This window comes from Paraburkholderia lebeckiae (assembly GCF_050436225.1).
GTDB lineage: Bacteria > Pseudomonadota > Gammaproteobacteria > Burkholderiales > Burkholderiaceae > Paraburkholderia > Paraburkholderia tuberum.
On sequence record NZ_JBNDLU010000003.1, the window covers coordinates 923278 to 937290 of the forward strand.

15 protein-coding genes are annotated in these 14013 nt (G+C 68.7%); 9 read left to right on the top strand and 6 right to left on the bottom strand.

Translation table 11 applies throughout. The annotated features are described in order from the left end of the window. The first annotated feature begins 96 nt into the window (after nt 1-96). The 8 genes from OKW45_RS38975 to OKW45_RS39010 all read left to right on the top strand — a co-directional run bounded on the left by OKW45_RS38975 (nt 97) and on the right by OKW45_RS39010 (nt 7099). The gene (locus OKW45_RS38975) at nt 97-978 is read left to right on the top strand and encodes a type III secretion protein HrpB4 (RefSeq protein WP_429473947.1); all 882 of its coding nucleotides are present in this window, start codon (nt 97-99) and stop codon (nt 976-978) included. Beyond that, entirely contained in the window at nt 972-1754 is a 783-nt protein-coding gene (gene sctL / locus OKW45_RS38980; RefSeq protein ID WP_018422071.1) for a type III secretion system stator protein SctL, read from the top strand. The genes OKW45_RS38975 and sctL overlap by 7 nt, the downstream gene beginning before the upstream one ends. Beyond that, nucleotides 1744-3123 carry a type III secretion system ATPase SctN gene (gene sctN, locus OKW45_RS38985; RefSeq protein ID WP_429473948.1) on the top strand — a complete coding sequence of 460 codons (1380 nt, stop codon included), beginning with the start codon at nt 1744-1746 and terminating at the stop codon, nt 3121-3123. The genes sctL and sctN overlap by 11 nt, the downstream gene beginning before the upstream one ends. Nucleotides 3124-3134: 11 nt before the next feature. Further along, nucleotides 3135-3623, top strand: coding sequence for a type III secretion system protein (locus OKW45_RS38990; RefSeq protein WP_429473949.1), 489 nt, complete (start codon nt 3135-3137; stop codon nt 3621-3623). A 65-nt stretch (nt 3624-3688) separates the two neighbouring features. Then, nucleotides 3689-4519: a type III secretion system export apparatus subunit SctT gene (sctT, locus tag OKW45_RS38995; RefSeq protein WP_018422068.1), complete on the top strand. Its 831-nt coding sequence runs from the start codon at nt 3689-3691 to the stop codon at nt 4517-4519. A gap of 51 nt (nt 4520-4570) precedes the next feature. Continuing rightward, a complete protein-coding gene (locus OKW45_RS39000; RefSeq protein ID WP_429473950.1) occupies nt 4571-5014 on the top strand; it encodes an HrpB1 family type III secretion system apparatus protein in 444 nt (147 codons plus the stop codon). 223 nt (nt 5015-5237) lie between these two features. Further along, a complete protein-coding gene (locus OKW45_RS39005) occupies nt 5238-5729 on the top strand; it encodes an HrpB1 family type III secretion system apparatus protein (RefSeq protein ID WP_026226085.1) in 492 nt (163 codons plus the stop codon). A 449-nt stretch (nt 5730-6178) separates the two neighbouring features. Next, complete coding sequence (locus OKW45_RS39010) at nt 6179-7099, top strand: hypothetical protein (protein WP_429474056.1); 921 nt, start codon at nt 6179-6181, stop codon at nt 7097-7099. Between the two features lie 279 nt (nt 7100-7378). On the opposite strand, the gene OKW45_RS39015 is transcribed toward OKW45_RS39010, so the two are convergent. From OKW45_RS39015 to OKW45_RS39040, 6 genes are all read right to left on the bottom strand, one after another. Then, nucleotides 7379-8233, bottom strand: coding sequence for a methionyl-tRNA formyltransferase (locus tag OKW45_RS39015; protein ID WP_429473951.1), 855 nt, complete (start codon nt 8231-8233; stop codon nt 7379-7381). Between the two features lie 199 nt (nt 8234-8432). Next, the gene (locus tag OKW45_RS39020; protein ID WP_429473952.1) at nt 8433-10637 is read right to left on the bottom strand and encodes a hypothetical protein; all 2205 of its coding nucleotides are present in this window, start codon (nt 10635-10637) and stop codon (nt 8433-8435) included. Between the two features lie 241 nt (nt 10638-10878). Next, entirely contained in the window at nt 10879-11352 is a 474-nt protein-coding gene (locus tag OKW45_RS39025; protein ID WP_429473953.1) for a GNAT family N-acetyltransferase, read from the bottom strand. After that, entirely contained in the window at nt 11349-11729 is a 381-nt protein-coding gene (locus OKW45_RS39030) for an HrpB1 family type III secretion system apparatus protein (protein ID WP_429473954.1), read from the bottom strand. Before OKW45_RS39030 ends, OKW45_RS39025 begins: the two co-directional genes overlap by 4 nt. Before the next feature lie 16 nt (nt 11730-11745). Continuing rightward, entirely contained in the window at nt 11746-12144 is a 399-nt protein-coding gene (locus tag OKW45_RS39035) for a hypothetical protein (protein ID WP_429473955.1), read from the bottom strand. Nucleotides 12145-12376: 232 nt separating this feature from the next. Next, nucleotides 12377-12622, bottom strand: coding sequence for a hypothetical protein (locus OKW45_RS39040; protein ID WP_429473956.1), 246 nt, complete (start codon nt 12620-12622; stop codon nt 12377-12379). A 166-nt stretch (nt 12623-12788) separates the two neighbouring features. Here OKW45_RS39040 and OKW45_RS39045 point away from each other — a divergent pair, with 166 nt between their 5' ends. Next, complete coding sequence (locus tag OKW45_RS39045; protein ID WP_018422056.1) at nt 12789-13829, top strand: hypothetical protein; 1041 nt, start codon at nt 12789-12791, stop codon at nt 13827-13829. Nucleotides 13830-14013: the final 184 nt, after the last annotated feature.

Below are 14013 nucleotides of genomic sequence, written 5' to 3' on the forward strand. Positions count from 1 at the left end.
TGCGCGAGATGGGACCGGCATGACGACCGGACGATGAAACGAGGGTCGTGACCGGCCATCCGGCAGCACGGCGATGACGGCAGCATGGAGTATCCAATGGACGGCGAGCAGGAAGACCTGGCAGTGGACGGTACGGCGCTCGCCGAGGCGGGCGACGCGCTCGATGCACGCGACGCACACGACGCACACGACGCACGCGACACGCCCGACGCCGCCGCGCCTTCGCAACCCGCGCGCGACGCGCACACAGCCAGCGAATCGTCCGACGCGGCGGCCGCCGAAATCGCCGCCGCGCTGGCCGCGCGGCTCGTCGCGCACGATCGCTTGCGGCGCACGGTGTTCGAATGGATGCACGCCGAGCGGCTGGCGGCGTTGCCGTATGCGGCGCGCCTGGCGGCGCTCGACGGCGCGCGCACCGCGGCGCTGGCCGACGCGTGGCTCGCCGACGCGGGTCTTCCGGTGCCGGCGCTGCGGCGCTTCGCGACGCCGGACGCCGCGCTGGTGCTGCTGCCGCCGCCTGCGCTGCTGAGGGTGTTCCGGCTGCGCGCTCTGCTCGATTTCGCCGATGCGGTGCAAGGCTGGATCGACCGGCCACGCCGCGCGCTGCTGAGCGAGTGGCTGGGCGCATCCGGCACGAAGCTGCTGCTGACGCGCCGCCGCGAACTGGGCGGCGAGTCGTCGCTCGCCGCGCGTTTTGCGCGCGCGCCGAGCCTCGACGCGAGCGCCGGCGACGCGCTGGCCTGGCGCGGACTGCGGCTGTTCTCGCGCGAATGCGACTGGGATGCCGATGCGCCGCTGGCCGTGCTCCAGTTCGCGCTGCCGCCGAGCGCCGCAGCCGCACCGATCGCCACGCCGACGCCGACGCCGGCGTCGCGCGCGCACCCAGCGACGCGTGCCGCAAACGGCGCCGCCGCGCGCGCACCGAGCCTCGCTGTCTTGGCCTGCCTGCCGGCTTTGTTCGCGGAGGCGACATGGTGATCTGGCTACGCCATCCACAGTTCGAAGGCGCGAATGCGGGCGCGGGCGTCGGCGTCGAAGACGGCGTCGTGCGCGCGGCCGACCTCGGCCGGGTCGTCGACATCGACGCGGCGCTGCAGGCGATGCGCGAGCAACGCGAAGCCGAATTGGCGGCGGCGCGCGCAGAAGCGCAGGCGCTCGTCGAAGCGGCTGAGGCGCGGGCCGCCGAACTGCTCGCGCAGGCCGACCAGCAATACGAAAGCGCCGAGCGCGACGGCTACGAAGCGGGCCTGCGCGCGGCACTGACCGACTGGCACGAGCGCGTCGCGCATGCGCCGGAGGCCGACGGCCGCACGCTCGACCAGCACCGGCGCGATCGCCTCGCGGAACTCGTCGCGCTGGCGGTCGAGCAAATGATCGCGACGAGCGATCCGGCCGACGTGTTCCGGCGCGCGGCCGCCACGCTCGAACAGATCGTCGCGGACGGCAGTCCGCTCGACGTGCATGTGCATCCGGCCGATCTCGATGCGGCCCGGCGTGCGTTCGGCGACATCGCGCGCGGCTGGCGCGACGCAGGCTGCGCGGTGCGGCTGCGCGTGCACGCCGACGCGGCGCTCGACGCGGGCAGTTGCGTGTGCGAGAGCGACCTGGGAACGGTCGACGCGAGCCTGTCGCTGCAACTGGACGCGATGCGCGCCGCGTTGGCCCGCGCGGTCGACAGCACCGCCGACTGGAACGCCGTCACCGCCGACCGTTATGCGGCCCCTCACCCGGAGGAAATGCTGGATGACCATTGACCTGCTGGCCCAGCCGCCGCGCGAAGGCGCGGACGACGCACGGGAGGCCCGCCGCTTCGCCGGCCTCGCCGACGCGATCGAACGCGAGCTGCGCGCGCGATCGCGCCCGCCTGCGTGCGGCAAGATTCAGGAAGTGATCGGCACGCTGATCAAGGTGGCCGGCCTCGAAGCCACGCTCGGCGAACTGTGCGAATTGCGCTCGCCGCAAGGCGAGCTGTTGCAGCGCGCCGAAGTGGTCGGCTTCTCGCGCGAAATCGCGTTGCTGTCGCCGTTCGGGCGGCTTGGCAGCGTGTCGCGCGAAACCCGCGTGATCGGCCTGAAGCGGCCGCTCGCGCTGCGGGTCGGCGACAAGCTGCTCGGGCGCGTAATCGATAGCCTCGGCGAGCCGGTCGACGGCAAGGGCGAGCTGGAATGCGACGACTGGCGGCCGGTGATCGCCGACCCGCCGAATCCGATGGACCGCCCGGTGCTCGATACGCCGCTGCCGACCGGCGTGCGCGCGGTCGACGCGATGATGACGCTCGCCGAGGGCCAGCGCATGGGCATCTTCGCGCCGGCCGGGGTCGGCAAGAGCACGCTGATGGGGATGTTCGCGCGCGGCGCCCGCTGCGACGTCAACGTGATCGCGCTGATCGGCGAGCGCGGTCGCGAAGTGCGCGAGTTCTGCGAGCAGATTCTCGGTCCCGACGGGATGGCGCGTTCGGTGGTGGTCTGCGCGACGTCGGACCGCTCGTCGATCGAGCGCGCGAAGGCCGCGTACGCCGCGACCGCGGTCGCCGAATATTTCCGCGACCGCGGGTTGCGCGTGCTGCTGATGATGGATTCGCTCACGCGCTTCGCGCGGGCGCAGCGCGAGATCGGCCTCGCGATGGGCGAGCCGCCGACGCGGCGCGGCTTTCCGCCGTCGATCTTCGCCGAACTGCCGCGTCTCCTCGAACGCACGGGCCGCGCCGAGCGCGGGTCGATCACCGCGCTCTATACCGTGCTGGCCGAGGACGAATCGGGCGGCGATCCGATCGCCGAAGAAGTGCGCGGGCTGCTCGACGGCCACATGATCCTGTCGCGCGAGATGGCCGCGCAAAACCGCTATCCGGCCATCGACGTGACCGCCAGCCTGTCGCGCGTGATGACGCAGGTGGTGAGCCGCGAGCACGTCGCGCTCGCCGGCCATATCCGGCGCCTGATGGCGCGCCACCACGAAGTCGAATTGCTGCTGCAGGTGGGCGAATACCAGGCCGGCAGCGATCCGCTTGCCGACGAGGCGATCCGCAAGATCGACGTGATTCGCGGATTTCTCGGCCAGCCGACCGACCTTCTGGTCGACTTCGACGAGACGGTCGGCCTGCTCGGCCAGATCGCGCAAGGTTAGCCGGGCGCCCGATGAAAGACCGCCGTTTGATCGCCCTCGAACGCGTGCTGTCGCGCCGCCGCGCGCACGAGCGCAAGCTCAACGCCGCGCTGGCCGCGCGCCGCGACCAGGTGCTCGCGCTCGAAACCGAGCTATCGGCGCGAAGCGAAGCTGCGGGCCGCGAAGCCGGCGAACTCCGGCGTCAGGACGGCGACATCGACGCGATGATGGCCGGCAGCACGTTCCGCGCCGATCAGTTGCTGATGCTGCGCGAGTACCGCGCGGTGGCGGCGGAACGGCACGCCGCGCTGGCCGCCGAGGCCGAACGCGCGCGCGGCGCGCTCGCCGACGGCGAAGCGGCGGTGCAGGCCGCGCGCGGCGAGATTCTGCGCAACCGCGCGCGGGTCGACATCTACGCGAAACGCCGCGACGCGCTGGTGCGCTCGCTCGCGCTCGCGCTGGAAGACGACGCCGACGAGGAAGCCGCCGAGAATCGCCGGCCTCAGCCGCGGCCGTTTTGAGCCGCGCCCGAGCACAACACCCGTTAGCAACCCAGAACGTTTACCGAACCGTCAGCGATAGAGCGATGAGCGAGATTACTTTCGAAACCCTGATGTCCGGCCACCATCTGGTCGGGTACTTGACGCTGCTCGCGCTGTGCAGTGAACGCCTGATGGTGCTGATGGTGGTGTTTCCGCCGACCTCGGACAACGTGCTGAGCGGCCGCGTGCGCACCGGCCTCGCGCTGCTGTGGAGCAGTTTCGTCGCATGGGGGCAGGGCAGCGCACTGGAGAACAAGAGCGCGCTGATCCTCGTCGGGATCGGTTTGAAGGAGGCGTTGATCGGCATCGCGCTCGGCTTCGCGGCGTCGACGGTGTTCTGGGCCGCCGAGAGCGTCGGCACGTATGTCGACGACCTGACCGGCTTCAACAACGTGCAGATGACCAACCCGAGCCAAGGCCAGCAGACGTCGCTCACGTCGACGCTGCTCAGCCAGTTTGCGATTGCCGCGTTCTGGCTGCTGGGCGGCATGACGTTTCTGCTCGGCGCGCTCTATCAGTCGTATGCGTGGTGGCCGCTCGCCGACCTGACGCCGGTCGCCAGCCACGTCCTCGAAAGTTTCGTTTTGCAGAAGACCGATTCGCTGATGGAGATCGTCGCGAAGCTCGCCGCGCCGATGATGCTGATGCTGCTCCTGATCGACATCGGCTTCGGCTTCACCGGCAAGGTGTCCCAGAAGCTCGATCTGCATTCGATGGGGCAGCCCGTGAAGGGCGCGCTGACGATCCTGATGCTGGCGTTGATGGCGGGCGTTTTCATCGACCAGGTGCGCGATCAGCTGTCGCTGAGCGGCATTGCCGACGACGCGCGCGCGCTCGCAGGCGCACATGGCGATACGTCGACGCATGCGCGTTGACCTGTCGGCCGTGGCCATTTCGATCGACGGCTGTTGCACGGAGAAATCTGGATGAGTGAGCTGTTGGACTACGTCGACCATGACGTCGTGGCGGGGATGATCGATGTGCTGTGGGCGGGCGCCCATCTGGACGCGTTGACGGACCTGCACGATCTGCTCGGCGCGATCGGCGTGCTGCGGCCCGATGCGGTCGCGCCGCGCGTGGCGATCGCGTGGTGGCACGTGCGCGCGCGCGCGTGGGACGAAGCGCTCGCCGAGCTGAGCCGCACCGAACGGGAGGTCGACTTCCCATCGCTCGGCAGCGCGCTGATGGCGGTCTGCCTGTACGCGCGCGGCGAGCCGGCCTGGCGTGCGTACGCGCACGCGGCCGTGCGCGCGGGCGACGACCCGACGGCGTTGCGCACCGCGCAGGCGCTGCTGGACGCGCCGGGGATCGCGCGCGAGCGGGCCGGCGCGCCGCAGCGGCGGCTGCGGCTGGTGCACGGCGCGGCATGAGCGTGGAAATGGGCGTCTCGTGCAGCAGACAGCGCCGGTTCGCGTCGCGTTCGTTTCGTTCGCATCGGCGCGGCCGCGCAACGCCGGATGCGCGAGACTGGCTGCGATGAACGAAATGCCCCGGCCGCCGGTCGCGAATGCGGGAACGGGTACGGGAACGACAGCGGCGCGCTGCCGCGCGGGCATGGCTTCCATGGGCGGGACTTAGGCAGGCGAGGATATCGTGAGTGATACGGAATGCAGGGATGACGTTGCGGGCGGCTTGACCAAGGTGCTGTGGACCGCGTCGCAACTCGACGACGAATCCGACTTCGACGATCTGCTCGAAGCGATTCGCGTGCTCCGGCCGCGGTGGAGCGGCGTCGGCACCGTGATGGCGTGGCGCTATGTGCGTCGGCGCGCGTGGATCGACGCGCGGCGCGTGCTCGAAGACGACGTGCCGGAGGCGAGGCGCTCGGGCCTGCATGCGGCGTTGATGGCCGTCTGCCTGTTCGGCCTCGAAGATCCGCTGTGGCACAGCTACGCGCGCAGCGCGGCCGAGCAGCAGGAGAACCCCGACGCGGCAGGCATCGGCAATCGCCTGCTCGAACAGGCGGCGCGCCTCGAAGGGCGCAACGCGCCGCGCGTCGAACCGCGCGCGCCGGCCGCCAGCAGTGCGCCCGGCACGCACGACGGCGGCGGCTTCACCGCACCGATGTCCTGGATGCGAGCCTGACGCTCGCGTTGCTTGCTGCCGGCGCAAGATACGAATTCGCGAGCGGCTGCGGCCGCTTCGCGCATCGCGCGGTCGTCCGAAACGCGCGGCGATCCGGCAGCATTTCTCGTCCTGCCTGAGGTGTCGGCGCCGGCGAATTAACGCCGGCTCGCCCGCGCCATTCCCTCCGATACGCCTCACATAACGGCGGCGTGCAGCGCAAGCCCGATGCGCCGCCGCGCACATCGCGCGATGCCGTGCGATTGCCGTCGAACGTCCAGTTGTTCTGCGCTGTTTTCGCGTTGGTGCTGCTTTCGCGTTTCCGCAGCAATGTTCGCGTCGGCGCCCGGATGGGCTTCGGGCGGCTCCTACACTGAACCCGTCAACGTCTCATCGACGAGGTCGGGCGAGTGCCCGGCGGTTGTTTCTCGACACATCCCACGTCACTTCACTGCACAGGAACGAACATCATGTCCGGTATGAGCACGATCAACGGCAACTACGGCCTCCAGGCCACCGACTTCCTGCCCAATGGCGGGATGACCGCCAACGGCGGCAATTCTGGCGCGACCGAAGTCATGGAAGAGATCATTGCGATGCTGAGCCACGCGCTGGCGCAGTTGCAGCAGGGCGGCCAGGGCGGCGGCACGTCCAGCGGCGGCACGCCGACGACCGGCACCACCGGCGGCACGGGTGGTACGGGTGGTACGGGCGGCACGGGCGGTGCAACGACGATGAACCCGCAGAGCGCGTCGGGTGCGCTGGCCGGCTACATGGGCACGAACGGCAACGACTCGCTCAACATGAACGATCTGTACAAGCTCGCGCAGGGCCAGGCGGCCGGCGGCAACGGACAGACGCCGTCGCCGGCAGTCCAGCAGGCCGCGCAGTACATGATGTCCAACCCGGGCGTGTTCAATCAGATCGAGACGCACGACGTGGCGGGCGCCGACGGCAAGTCGGGCATCGCCAACTTCCAGAACGCCGCTCAGGGCGATTTCCCGATTTCCGCGCCAGGCAGCACGTCGACCACCGGGTCGAGCGGCACGTCCCCGTCCCTGCCGACGGCGACGACGCCCGCCACTACGCCGACGAGTACCGGCGCGAGCACCCAGCCTGCGATGAACCAGCAGACCGCATCGGGCGCGCTCGCCGGCTACATGGGCACGAACGGCAACGGGTCGCTCGACGTGAACGACCTGTACAAGCTGTCGCAAGGCCAGGCGGTCGGAGGCAACGGCCAGAAGCCTTCGACGCAGGTGCAACAGGCGGCCCAGTACATGCTGGCAAACCCGAGCGTGTTCAACAAGATCGAGACCAACGACGTGGCCGGCGCCGATGGAAAGTCGGGCATCGGCAACTTCCAGAACGCTGCGCAGGGGCTCGTTTGAGCAACCGATAGCGAAGCGCGGGGCGCATTGCTGAAAGGCAGCGCGCCGACGCTTTACCAAAGCAAGCGGCCGTACGGCGAACATCGTCGTACGGCCATTTTTTTGCGGCGGGGGGCGGGCGGCATCGAAGCGCCCGTCGTTCACGCGCTGGCAGTGATGACTAACGGTTGAATCGGCGTGCTAATGCTGTGCGTTGCGCGGTTGCGCTGCGCCAGGTTAAATGGGAATGCCAACGCTGTGGAGCGCGGTTGCGCGCTCCACAGCGTTGTTCCACCCCGCCTACGGCCCGACGCGGTGCCGCATCGCCTCGTCGAGCGGGCTCCATTCGATCAGCGTGACGAAGCCGTCGGCGGCCGCGATCACCACCCAGCGGCGGTACTCGTGCACGACGGTGCCGGGCGCAAACTCATGCGCTTCCTGCCACGCGGTGGCGCGGCGCACGAACACCCGCTTGCCGTTGAGCGGCGCGATGCATTCGATCAGGCCGCACGCGCGCACCGTCCGCATCAGTTCGGCGACCGGGCGCGTGTAGTCGAGCGTGCGCTGCGCGTCGGTCAGACGTGGCCAGTAGCTGCCGCCGCTTTGCGGCCGGCTGTCCGCCCACAGCGCGGCGAAGTCGGCGGCCACGCGGCTCGCGAGCCGGCGTGCCGACATCTGCAACTGAAGCTGCAGCGTTTCGTGCCACACGTCGGCGTCTAGCGCGAACGAGTCCTCAGCGAGGATGTCGCCGGTATCGAATTCGGCCGCGATGCGATGGCAACTGACAGCCCACGTGCGGCGGCCTCCGAGAATCGCCTGCATCAGCGGATGGGGGCCGCGCCCCTCGGGCAGCGGCGCCGGATGAAAATTGATCGCGTGACGCAGATAAGGCTGCCAGTCGGGCACGCGCCACGGATAGCCGGCGACCACCAGCACATCGCAATGCGCGTCTGCGAGGCGGCGCAGATCGTTTTCGTTTAGCCGCGACATCTGCACCGGAATGCGTGCGCGGTGCGCGCGGGCCACCACTTCGTCGTGGAAGTCGAGCCGGTGATCGACCGGCACCGTGAACAGGGCGACCGGCTCCCAGCCGGCCGCGACGAACGCGTCGAATACGCCACACCAACAGTCGAAGCCGACAAAAGCAAAACGCATGACAGGACGCTCCCGGACAATGCATCAGATGACGCGGATGCCGCGAGCGTAGCGCGCGCTCACGCGTGCGTTGCGCGCGCATCCGAAGCGCGGTGCGGGCGCGCGAAGCGGCGTATGCTTTCGCACGCGGTGCCGCGAGGTCCAGCCGAAAGTCCGCCCGAAGTTCGGGCCGAACCCGCCGCACCACGCGGCCAGGCATTCACGACCGTTTGCCGAGCTGCTGCTTGATGCCGGCCTCGGCCGCCTGGTTCGGATCCGACTTCTTCAGCCCGGGCTGGCCGATCATCGCAGCGACCGCGTCGCGGTGATTGGGCGTGGCCGGCACGCCGTCGCGGGCATCGCGCGTCGCGAGTTCGGCCTTGGCCATTTTCGCGAGCAGCAACGCGGCGTCGCCGTCCGCGTACCCGGTGTCGGTCAACAGCGTATGCGACGCGACGATGCGCGGGTCCGTCGCTACCGCTTCGATCGCGCGCTTTTCGCGCCGCGCGCGCGTGAGCCCGAGTTCGTCGGGCACGGCGGCCAGTGCGCGCAGCATGTCGCCATCGGCCTGCCCGAGTCCCCCGCCGACGATGCTGCGAATATGCCTGGCCACGAGGTTCATTTCGGCTTCCCTGTAAGCCTTGCCCTTGCCGGTATCGATGTGCCGGCCGGCCGCGAACCGCGTCCCGAAGCTGCGCTGTGAAGCCACCGCACGCTCGGCGTTGTCGTACAGGTGGCGGTAGACGCCGGCCACTTCCGCGGCCGAATACTGGTGGCCCGTGTCGCGCTCGATCTGCTGCAGGTCCCGCTCGAAGCGGCCCGCGTCGCGCTTCACGCGCCGGTCCACTTCGGCGGCCTTTTCATCGCGCAGGTTCTGGCGTCCCTCGACGAAGGGCTTTTTCAGGTCGAGCGCTTCGCGCAACGCGTTTGTCGCGTGGCCGCTCACCACCATCGGCAGCAGCGCGCCGTGCGAGCCGCCGATCAACAGCCCGCTGCCGACGAGACCGATCGCCGACGTCGTCGCCTGGTACAGCGCGCCGTTGCGGCGCTTGCCCTGGTTCTCGGCGATGCTCATCACCGTCAGCACGTCGCGCGCGTGTTGCGTGAACGGATGCGCGTCGTCGCGCGCAATGCGGCCGAGCTTCGCGCGGTCGTATTCCCATTTGCCGCCGCGCTCCGTGAGCAACTGGTTTTCCGGCAGGCTCGGATCGTGCCGGGCCTCGGGCGTGGCCGGGTCGGGCGTCGGATTGGGCGTCGTCTTGCGCCGCGCCGCTTCGGCGGCGGCATCGCGGAACTGCTGCACGTCAACGGCCAGCATTTGCCCGAGCTTGTTCGCATAGCGCTGCTGGACCGTGTGCGCCGCGATGGCCGTGCTGCCGTGCGCGGGCAGATTGACGAGATCGGTGAGTGGCGCCGTGTCGTAGTTGAAGTGACCGTGCACGCCGGTGCTGATGCCGTTCATCGCGTCCTTCAGCGGCCTTTTGCTTGCGAGCCGGGCCGGCGTCATGCCCTTGCGGTGCACGCCGAACTTATCGGCGAGACGCTTGATGAAGGCGCCGCTGTCGCCGCGCGCCGGCACGAATGCGCCGATGTCGTCGATCGCATCGCCGGCAGCGGATGCGATTGCTTTCGCGGCGCGGCGCGGCAGCGTCGGTGCGTTCGGCTGCGGTGGCTCGGCAGTCAGACGGAGCGCGGTCAATATCCAGTGCGCGCGCTGTCCGCGCGGATGCCCGGTGTCTGCTGCGATCTGCCGGAGTTTTTGCGTGTCGTAGCGGGCGATGCCGTCGCGGCCGCGCGTCACGTAGCGGTTCTCCGGGTTGCGCAGATCGTATTTGGCCTGCGCGGCGCGCTGCTCGTCCACTGTCAGGTCGGCCAGCATGTCGGGCGACAGCGCGCGGCCGATGCCGTCGCGAATCGCTTCGTCGTGCGCGTCGGCGTCTTCGCGCAGCAACCCGCTCAGCTGCTGCGCATTGCGTTCACGCAGCCGCTGCTGCGTGACGGGACCGTGGCTCGGTGCGGGCGCAACCGAATCGTCTGCGGGCGGCGTCGATGCGGTGCTGGCGGAGTGGGTCGACGCCGCTGGTCTGCCGGTGCCGCTGAGGTCATTGGACGAAGACTCAGCCGCAACGCTCGGCGACACCTGCGCAAGCGGCGGCGCCGACCCCGAGCGCGTCGCCGCCAGGTCCGGCATCGACAACCGGCTGACGGGCGTGCGCGGCGCAGCGCCATCGGCCTGCGAGGCCGACGCGCGTCGCGCGGGCTTCGGCGACGCGTTCAGATTGTCGAAGATGCCCCGGCCGGACGGCGCGGTCGGCGGCGTGCGTGGCTGCTGAGCCGGCGCGACGCTCGACTCGCGCGGCGCGGTATCGAGCGGTTCCGGTGACGGGCGCGCAGACGTCGACGCGATGGAAAAGTTCGAGGACATGTCGGTGCGCTGAGTGATCGATCGATGCCATCGACTATCGTCGATTCGTATGACGTTACGATGTTCAACAGTCAATTGGCGGCAATCACGTATCGGTCATCGAACGAGACACGCGCGCGTTGCATCGCGCTGCAGCGAGAGAGGGAAAGGGCGGGAAAAAGAAAAGACCCCGCGTGGACGCGACGGACGCGGCATGACGAACGACGCGTCAAAAGCGCAGCGTTACGCGGACCGCGTGAGCTTAGCCGCGCGACGACGCCACGTGCGAATCGGCATCGGCGATCGGATGCCGACGACGCCGGCGCGGCTGCTTCGACAGCCGATGAACGATGCGTCCGTCTCGCGTGCCGACCACGGGCCAGCCGTTGCGACGCATGAATTCGAGGCACACCGCGTTGTCCGCCGCGACCTCGACCAGCATCTCAGCCTTGAGCGCGAACAGCCATTCGAGCGCCGGGCGCAAGAGCAGCGCCCAGCGCCGGTGCCACGCCGGCAGCACAGCGATATGCGCGGCTTCGCCGTCGAACACGATGCCGCCGATCGGATCGCCGTCGTATTCGAAACCGATCGACGGACAGTCGCGATAGCGCGCGATGAAGTATTCGCGCGTCACGATGCTCAGTGCGTGCGCGTCGCCGGGCCGTGTATAGCGGCTCGCGTCGGCGTCGTAGTAGACGCCGAGGTCGACGCGCGGGGCGAGCCGCAGATGCTTCATCGCAGCAGCGCGTGAATGTCGTCGGCTTCAGAGCAGCCGAGCAGATTGCGCATTGCGCGGCGCACGTGCGGACTGGGGTGGTCGCGTCCGGCTTCGGCATAGCGGTGCCAACCCGGATCGTTCAACCGTCGCAGGCAAAGCGCCTTTAGATGCGGGCACTCGTCGTCGGGCAGTCCGTTGACGAGTTGCCACGCGTCGCGCGCGTGGCCGCGCTGGATCGCGATCAGCACCGGGAAAATCAGCAGCTTGCGCGTGTGCGGATAGTCGGTGTTGAGCGTGTCGAGCAACGTCTGCGCGTCGTCGAGGCGGTTCGCGCGGAGCGCGTCGACGAGCGCCTCGGCAAGCGGCGCTGCGCCGGAAAGGGTGGACGTCTGCATCGCGTGGGCCGTCGCGTCAGACCTTCAGGAAGCCCGGCTTCATCCCCGCGGGCAGCTTCTCGCAGAACTCCTTCGTGCCGGCGAGGTCTTCGAGGCTGATGCCGTCGTCATCGCCTTCCTCCTCGTCCTTCCCGCTCTTGATGCCGCACTCTTCGAGCGCGCCATCGAGCAGATTGTTGGCCGCGCTCGATTCGAGTCCTTCCGGCGTCAGCTCGACCGCGCACGACGCCGTCTTGATGCCGCCGGTCACGAGGTTCTTGCCGCCCGCCGCCATTTCCTTCGGGTTCAGCGTCAACGCGCCGGCGGCGAGTTCCGCGCCGCCTTCGACCATCTTGCCCACGCCCTTGGCGACGCCTTCGACGGCCTCGCCGATGTCCTTGAAAACGCCGTGCACTGCTTTGTCGAGGAGACCCATGAGATTCACCGTTTGCCGATCAGTTCGATTGCGTGCCGGCCGGATCGCACGGCACGCCGGCTCCATGCCGGACGCCTGCGGGCAATGGTAGGCAAACGGCGATGCGGCGCCGCTGTCCAAGCGAAGACGCGGCGCGCGGTGCGAAGCGGCGGTGGAGCGGCAATGAAGCCGGCCCGAACGAGGAGCCGGCAAGATCGCGAACCGTATACCGTCGATATGATTGCCCTGACCACTACGGTACGGACGTGTAGAAACTGATCTTGCCGCCTGCGTCGTCGATGATTGCAAGGAGTCCGCATTGCGAACATGTCGCAACCACAGGCCACTGAGCGACGATGCGGTCCAAAAGAATCCCAACATTTCTCGAGTTGGCCGCGACGTCAGTAAGCTCTTCGGGGACGCGCAACCGCAAGCCGCGTCCTTCATATAGGTTCTTGCGGATCACCGCGCCGAATCGACATTCAAATTTGCTTGCCATGAACGGCGACGAGGGTATGCTTTGCTTCGACAGGTATGCCAGCCAGCGCTCGCTTGGCGCAGGTCGGACCTCCGTCAAGATGCCTTCGCGAGGCGCTTACAGCGGCCTTGCCTCGCTGGCGGGTCGCGCGCATCCTGCCGTCTCGCCCAACGCCAAGGAGACAGACATGCCCGTGCCCAAGGTCAAGCTCTCGGACTCCGCGGCGTTCCGTTCGGTCCTGTCCGAGCAGGAGTGGAACAACGTCTCGAACCTGTTCGCCACGCGCGGCAAGGCCTGGCCCGAGCACGAGACGCTGCTGAAGGAGCAGGCGTCCGAACCCGACGAGTCCGCGTTCCATTCAATCCCGCGGCATGGTCCGCAGACCGGGTGGGAATCCCAGCTCATCCGCCTGGTGACCGGCCGCACGCCGGACCAGCCCGAAGACCCGATGGGCGTGAAGGACGCGGTCGAGAAGTACCGCAGGAAGGAAAGTCTGCCGCTCAGGGAGCGCGGCAAGATCCGCTACGCGAAGGCCAATTCGGTCGGCGCCTTCCTTTCGCCCGAGGTGGAAATGGCGGCCATCACGCTAGCCCGTGCCAAGGCGGATCCGCTGATGAAATACCGCTACGCGGAGACCACGGCTGGGAACGCCACCCAGTGGCAGCCCTTCGACTACATCGATGTCGTCGTGAGGCCGCCCTACGGGCTGGCCGGCGTCAGCTTCTATCGCAGCAAGAACGCGACGAAGCTGGTCGAGAGCGATGCCGTGCAGGCGATCGAGGACTTCGTCAACAGCCGGCGCATCACCCGCAGTGCGAGCGCAAAGCAGAGCGGGCGCACCTGGGAGCGCACGCGCGACATCCTGCATGGGATGGACGAAGAGGGCCGGGAGAACTACCCACACTACCGCATGGCGGCCAAGCGCGACTTTGGGTTGCGCTTCACTAGCATGCAGGACCTGCTCGACCACCTGGAAGTGAGCGCGATCTGGATGAAGTACGTCAACGTCGCGCTGCGCCTCATCGGCAATGCCTGGCTCGTACACACGGCCTATGCGGTAGGCGGCGTCTCTTATGTCGCCACCGGCGACGCCGTCGGCGACGTGAAGCAGACGTTCGCGGCCAAGCTCAAGTGCGAGCCAACGGTGAAGTCGGGCAAGTGGACCGGCAAGCTCAAGACGACCGAGACCGGACCCGAGGTCTTCATCAATCCCGCCAGCCTGCTGTAAGGGGGCGGGTCGCCCGCCCCCCTGCACGCGCAGCCTGGACGCACTCGTCGACTCCCCCGCGGCCACGAGGCCCGGGCGGCTCGAGCCACGTTGCGGACCGCGGCGTATCTGGTGCACCACGTCATCCCGCACACCCTGGCGCAAATTTCTGCACGCACCAAGCGGAAACGCGGCGCTGCGAACC

What these genes read in the sequence shown, in the direction of transcription:
- OKW45_RS38975 (WP_429473947.1), top strand. Translation starts at nt 97, where the DNA reads ATGGACGGCGAGCAGGAAGACCTGGCAGTGGACGGTACGGCGCTCGCC.
- sctL (WP_018422071.1), top strand. Translation starts at nt 972, where the DNA reads ATGGTGATCTGGCTACGCCATCCACAGTTCGAAGGCGCGAATGCGGGC.
- sctN (WP_429473948.1), top strand. Translation starts at nt 1,744, where the DNA reads ATGACCATTGACCTGCTGGCCCAGCCGCCGCGCGAAGGCGCGGACGAC.
- OKW45_RS38990 (WP_429473949.1), top strand. Translation starts at nt 3,135, where the DNA reads ATGAAAGACCGCCGTTTGATCGCCCTCGAACGCGTGCTGTCGCGCCGC.
- sctT (WP_018422068.1), top strand. Translation starts at nt 3,689, where the DNA reads ATGAGCGAGATTACTTTCGAAACCCTGATGTCCGGCCACCATCTGGTC.
- OKW45_RS39000 (WP_429473950.1), top strand. Translation starts at nt 4,571, where the DNA reads ATGAGTGAGCTGTTGGACTACGTCGACCATGACGTCGTGGCGGGGATG.
- OKW45_RS39010 (WP_429474056.1), top strand. Translation starts at nt 6,179, where the DNA reads ATGTCCGGTATGAGCACGATCAACGGCAACTACGGCCTCCAGGCCACC.
- OKW45_RS39015 (WP_429473951.1), bottom strand. Translation starts at nt 8,233, where the DNA reads ATGCGTTTTGCTTTTGTCGGCTTCGACTGTTGGTGTGGCGTATTCGAC.
- OKW45_RS39020 (WP_429473952.1), bottom strand. Translation starts at nt 10,637, where the DNA reads ATGTCCTCGAACTTTTCCATCGCGTCGACGTCTGCGCGCCCGTCACCG.
- OKW45_RS39025 (WP_429473953.1), bottom strand. Translation starts at nt 11,352, where the DNA reads ATGAAGCATCTGCGGCTCGCCCCGCGCGTCGACCTCGGCGTCTACTAC.
- OKW45_RS39030 (WP_429473954.1), bottom strand. Translation starts at nt 11,729, where the DNA reads ATGCAGACGTCCACCCTTTCCGGCGCAGCGCCGCTTGCCGAGGCGCTC.
- OKW45_RS39035 (WP_429473955.1), bottom strand. Translation starts at nt 12,144, where the DNA reads ATGGGTCTCCTCGACAAAGCAGTGCACGGCGTTTTCAAGGACATCGGC.
- OKW45_RS39040 (WP_429473956.1), bottom strand. Translation starts at nt 12,622, where the DNA reads ATGGCAAGCAAATTTGAATGTCGATTCGGCGCGGTGATCCGCAAGAAC.
- OKW45_RS39045 (WP_018422056.1), top strand. Translation starts at nt 12,789, where the DNA reads ATGCCCGTGCCCAAGGTCAAGCTCTCGGACTCCGCGGCGTTCCGTTCG.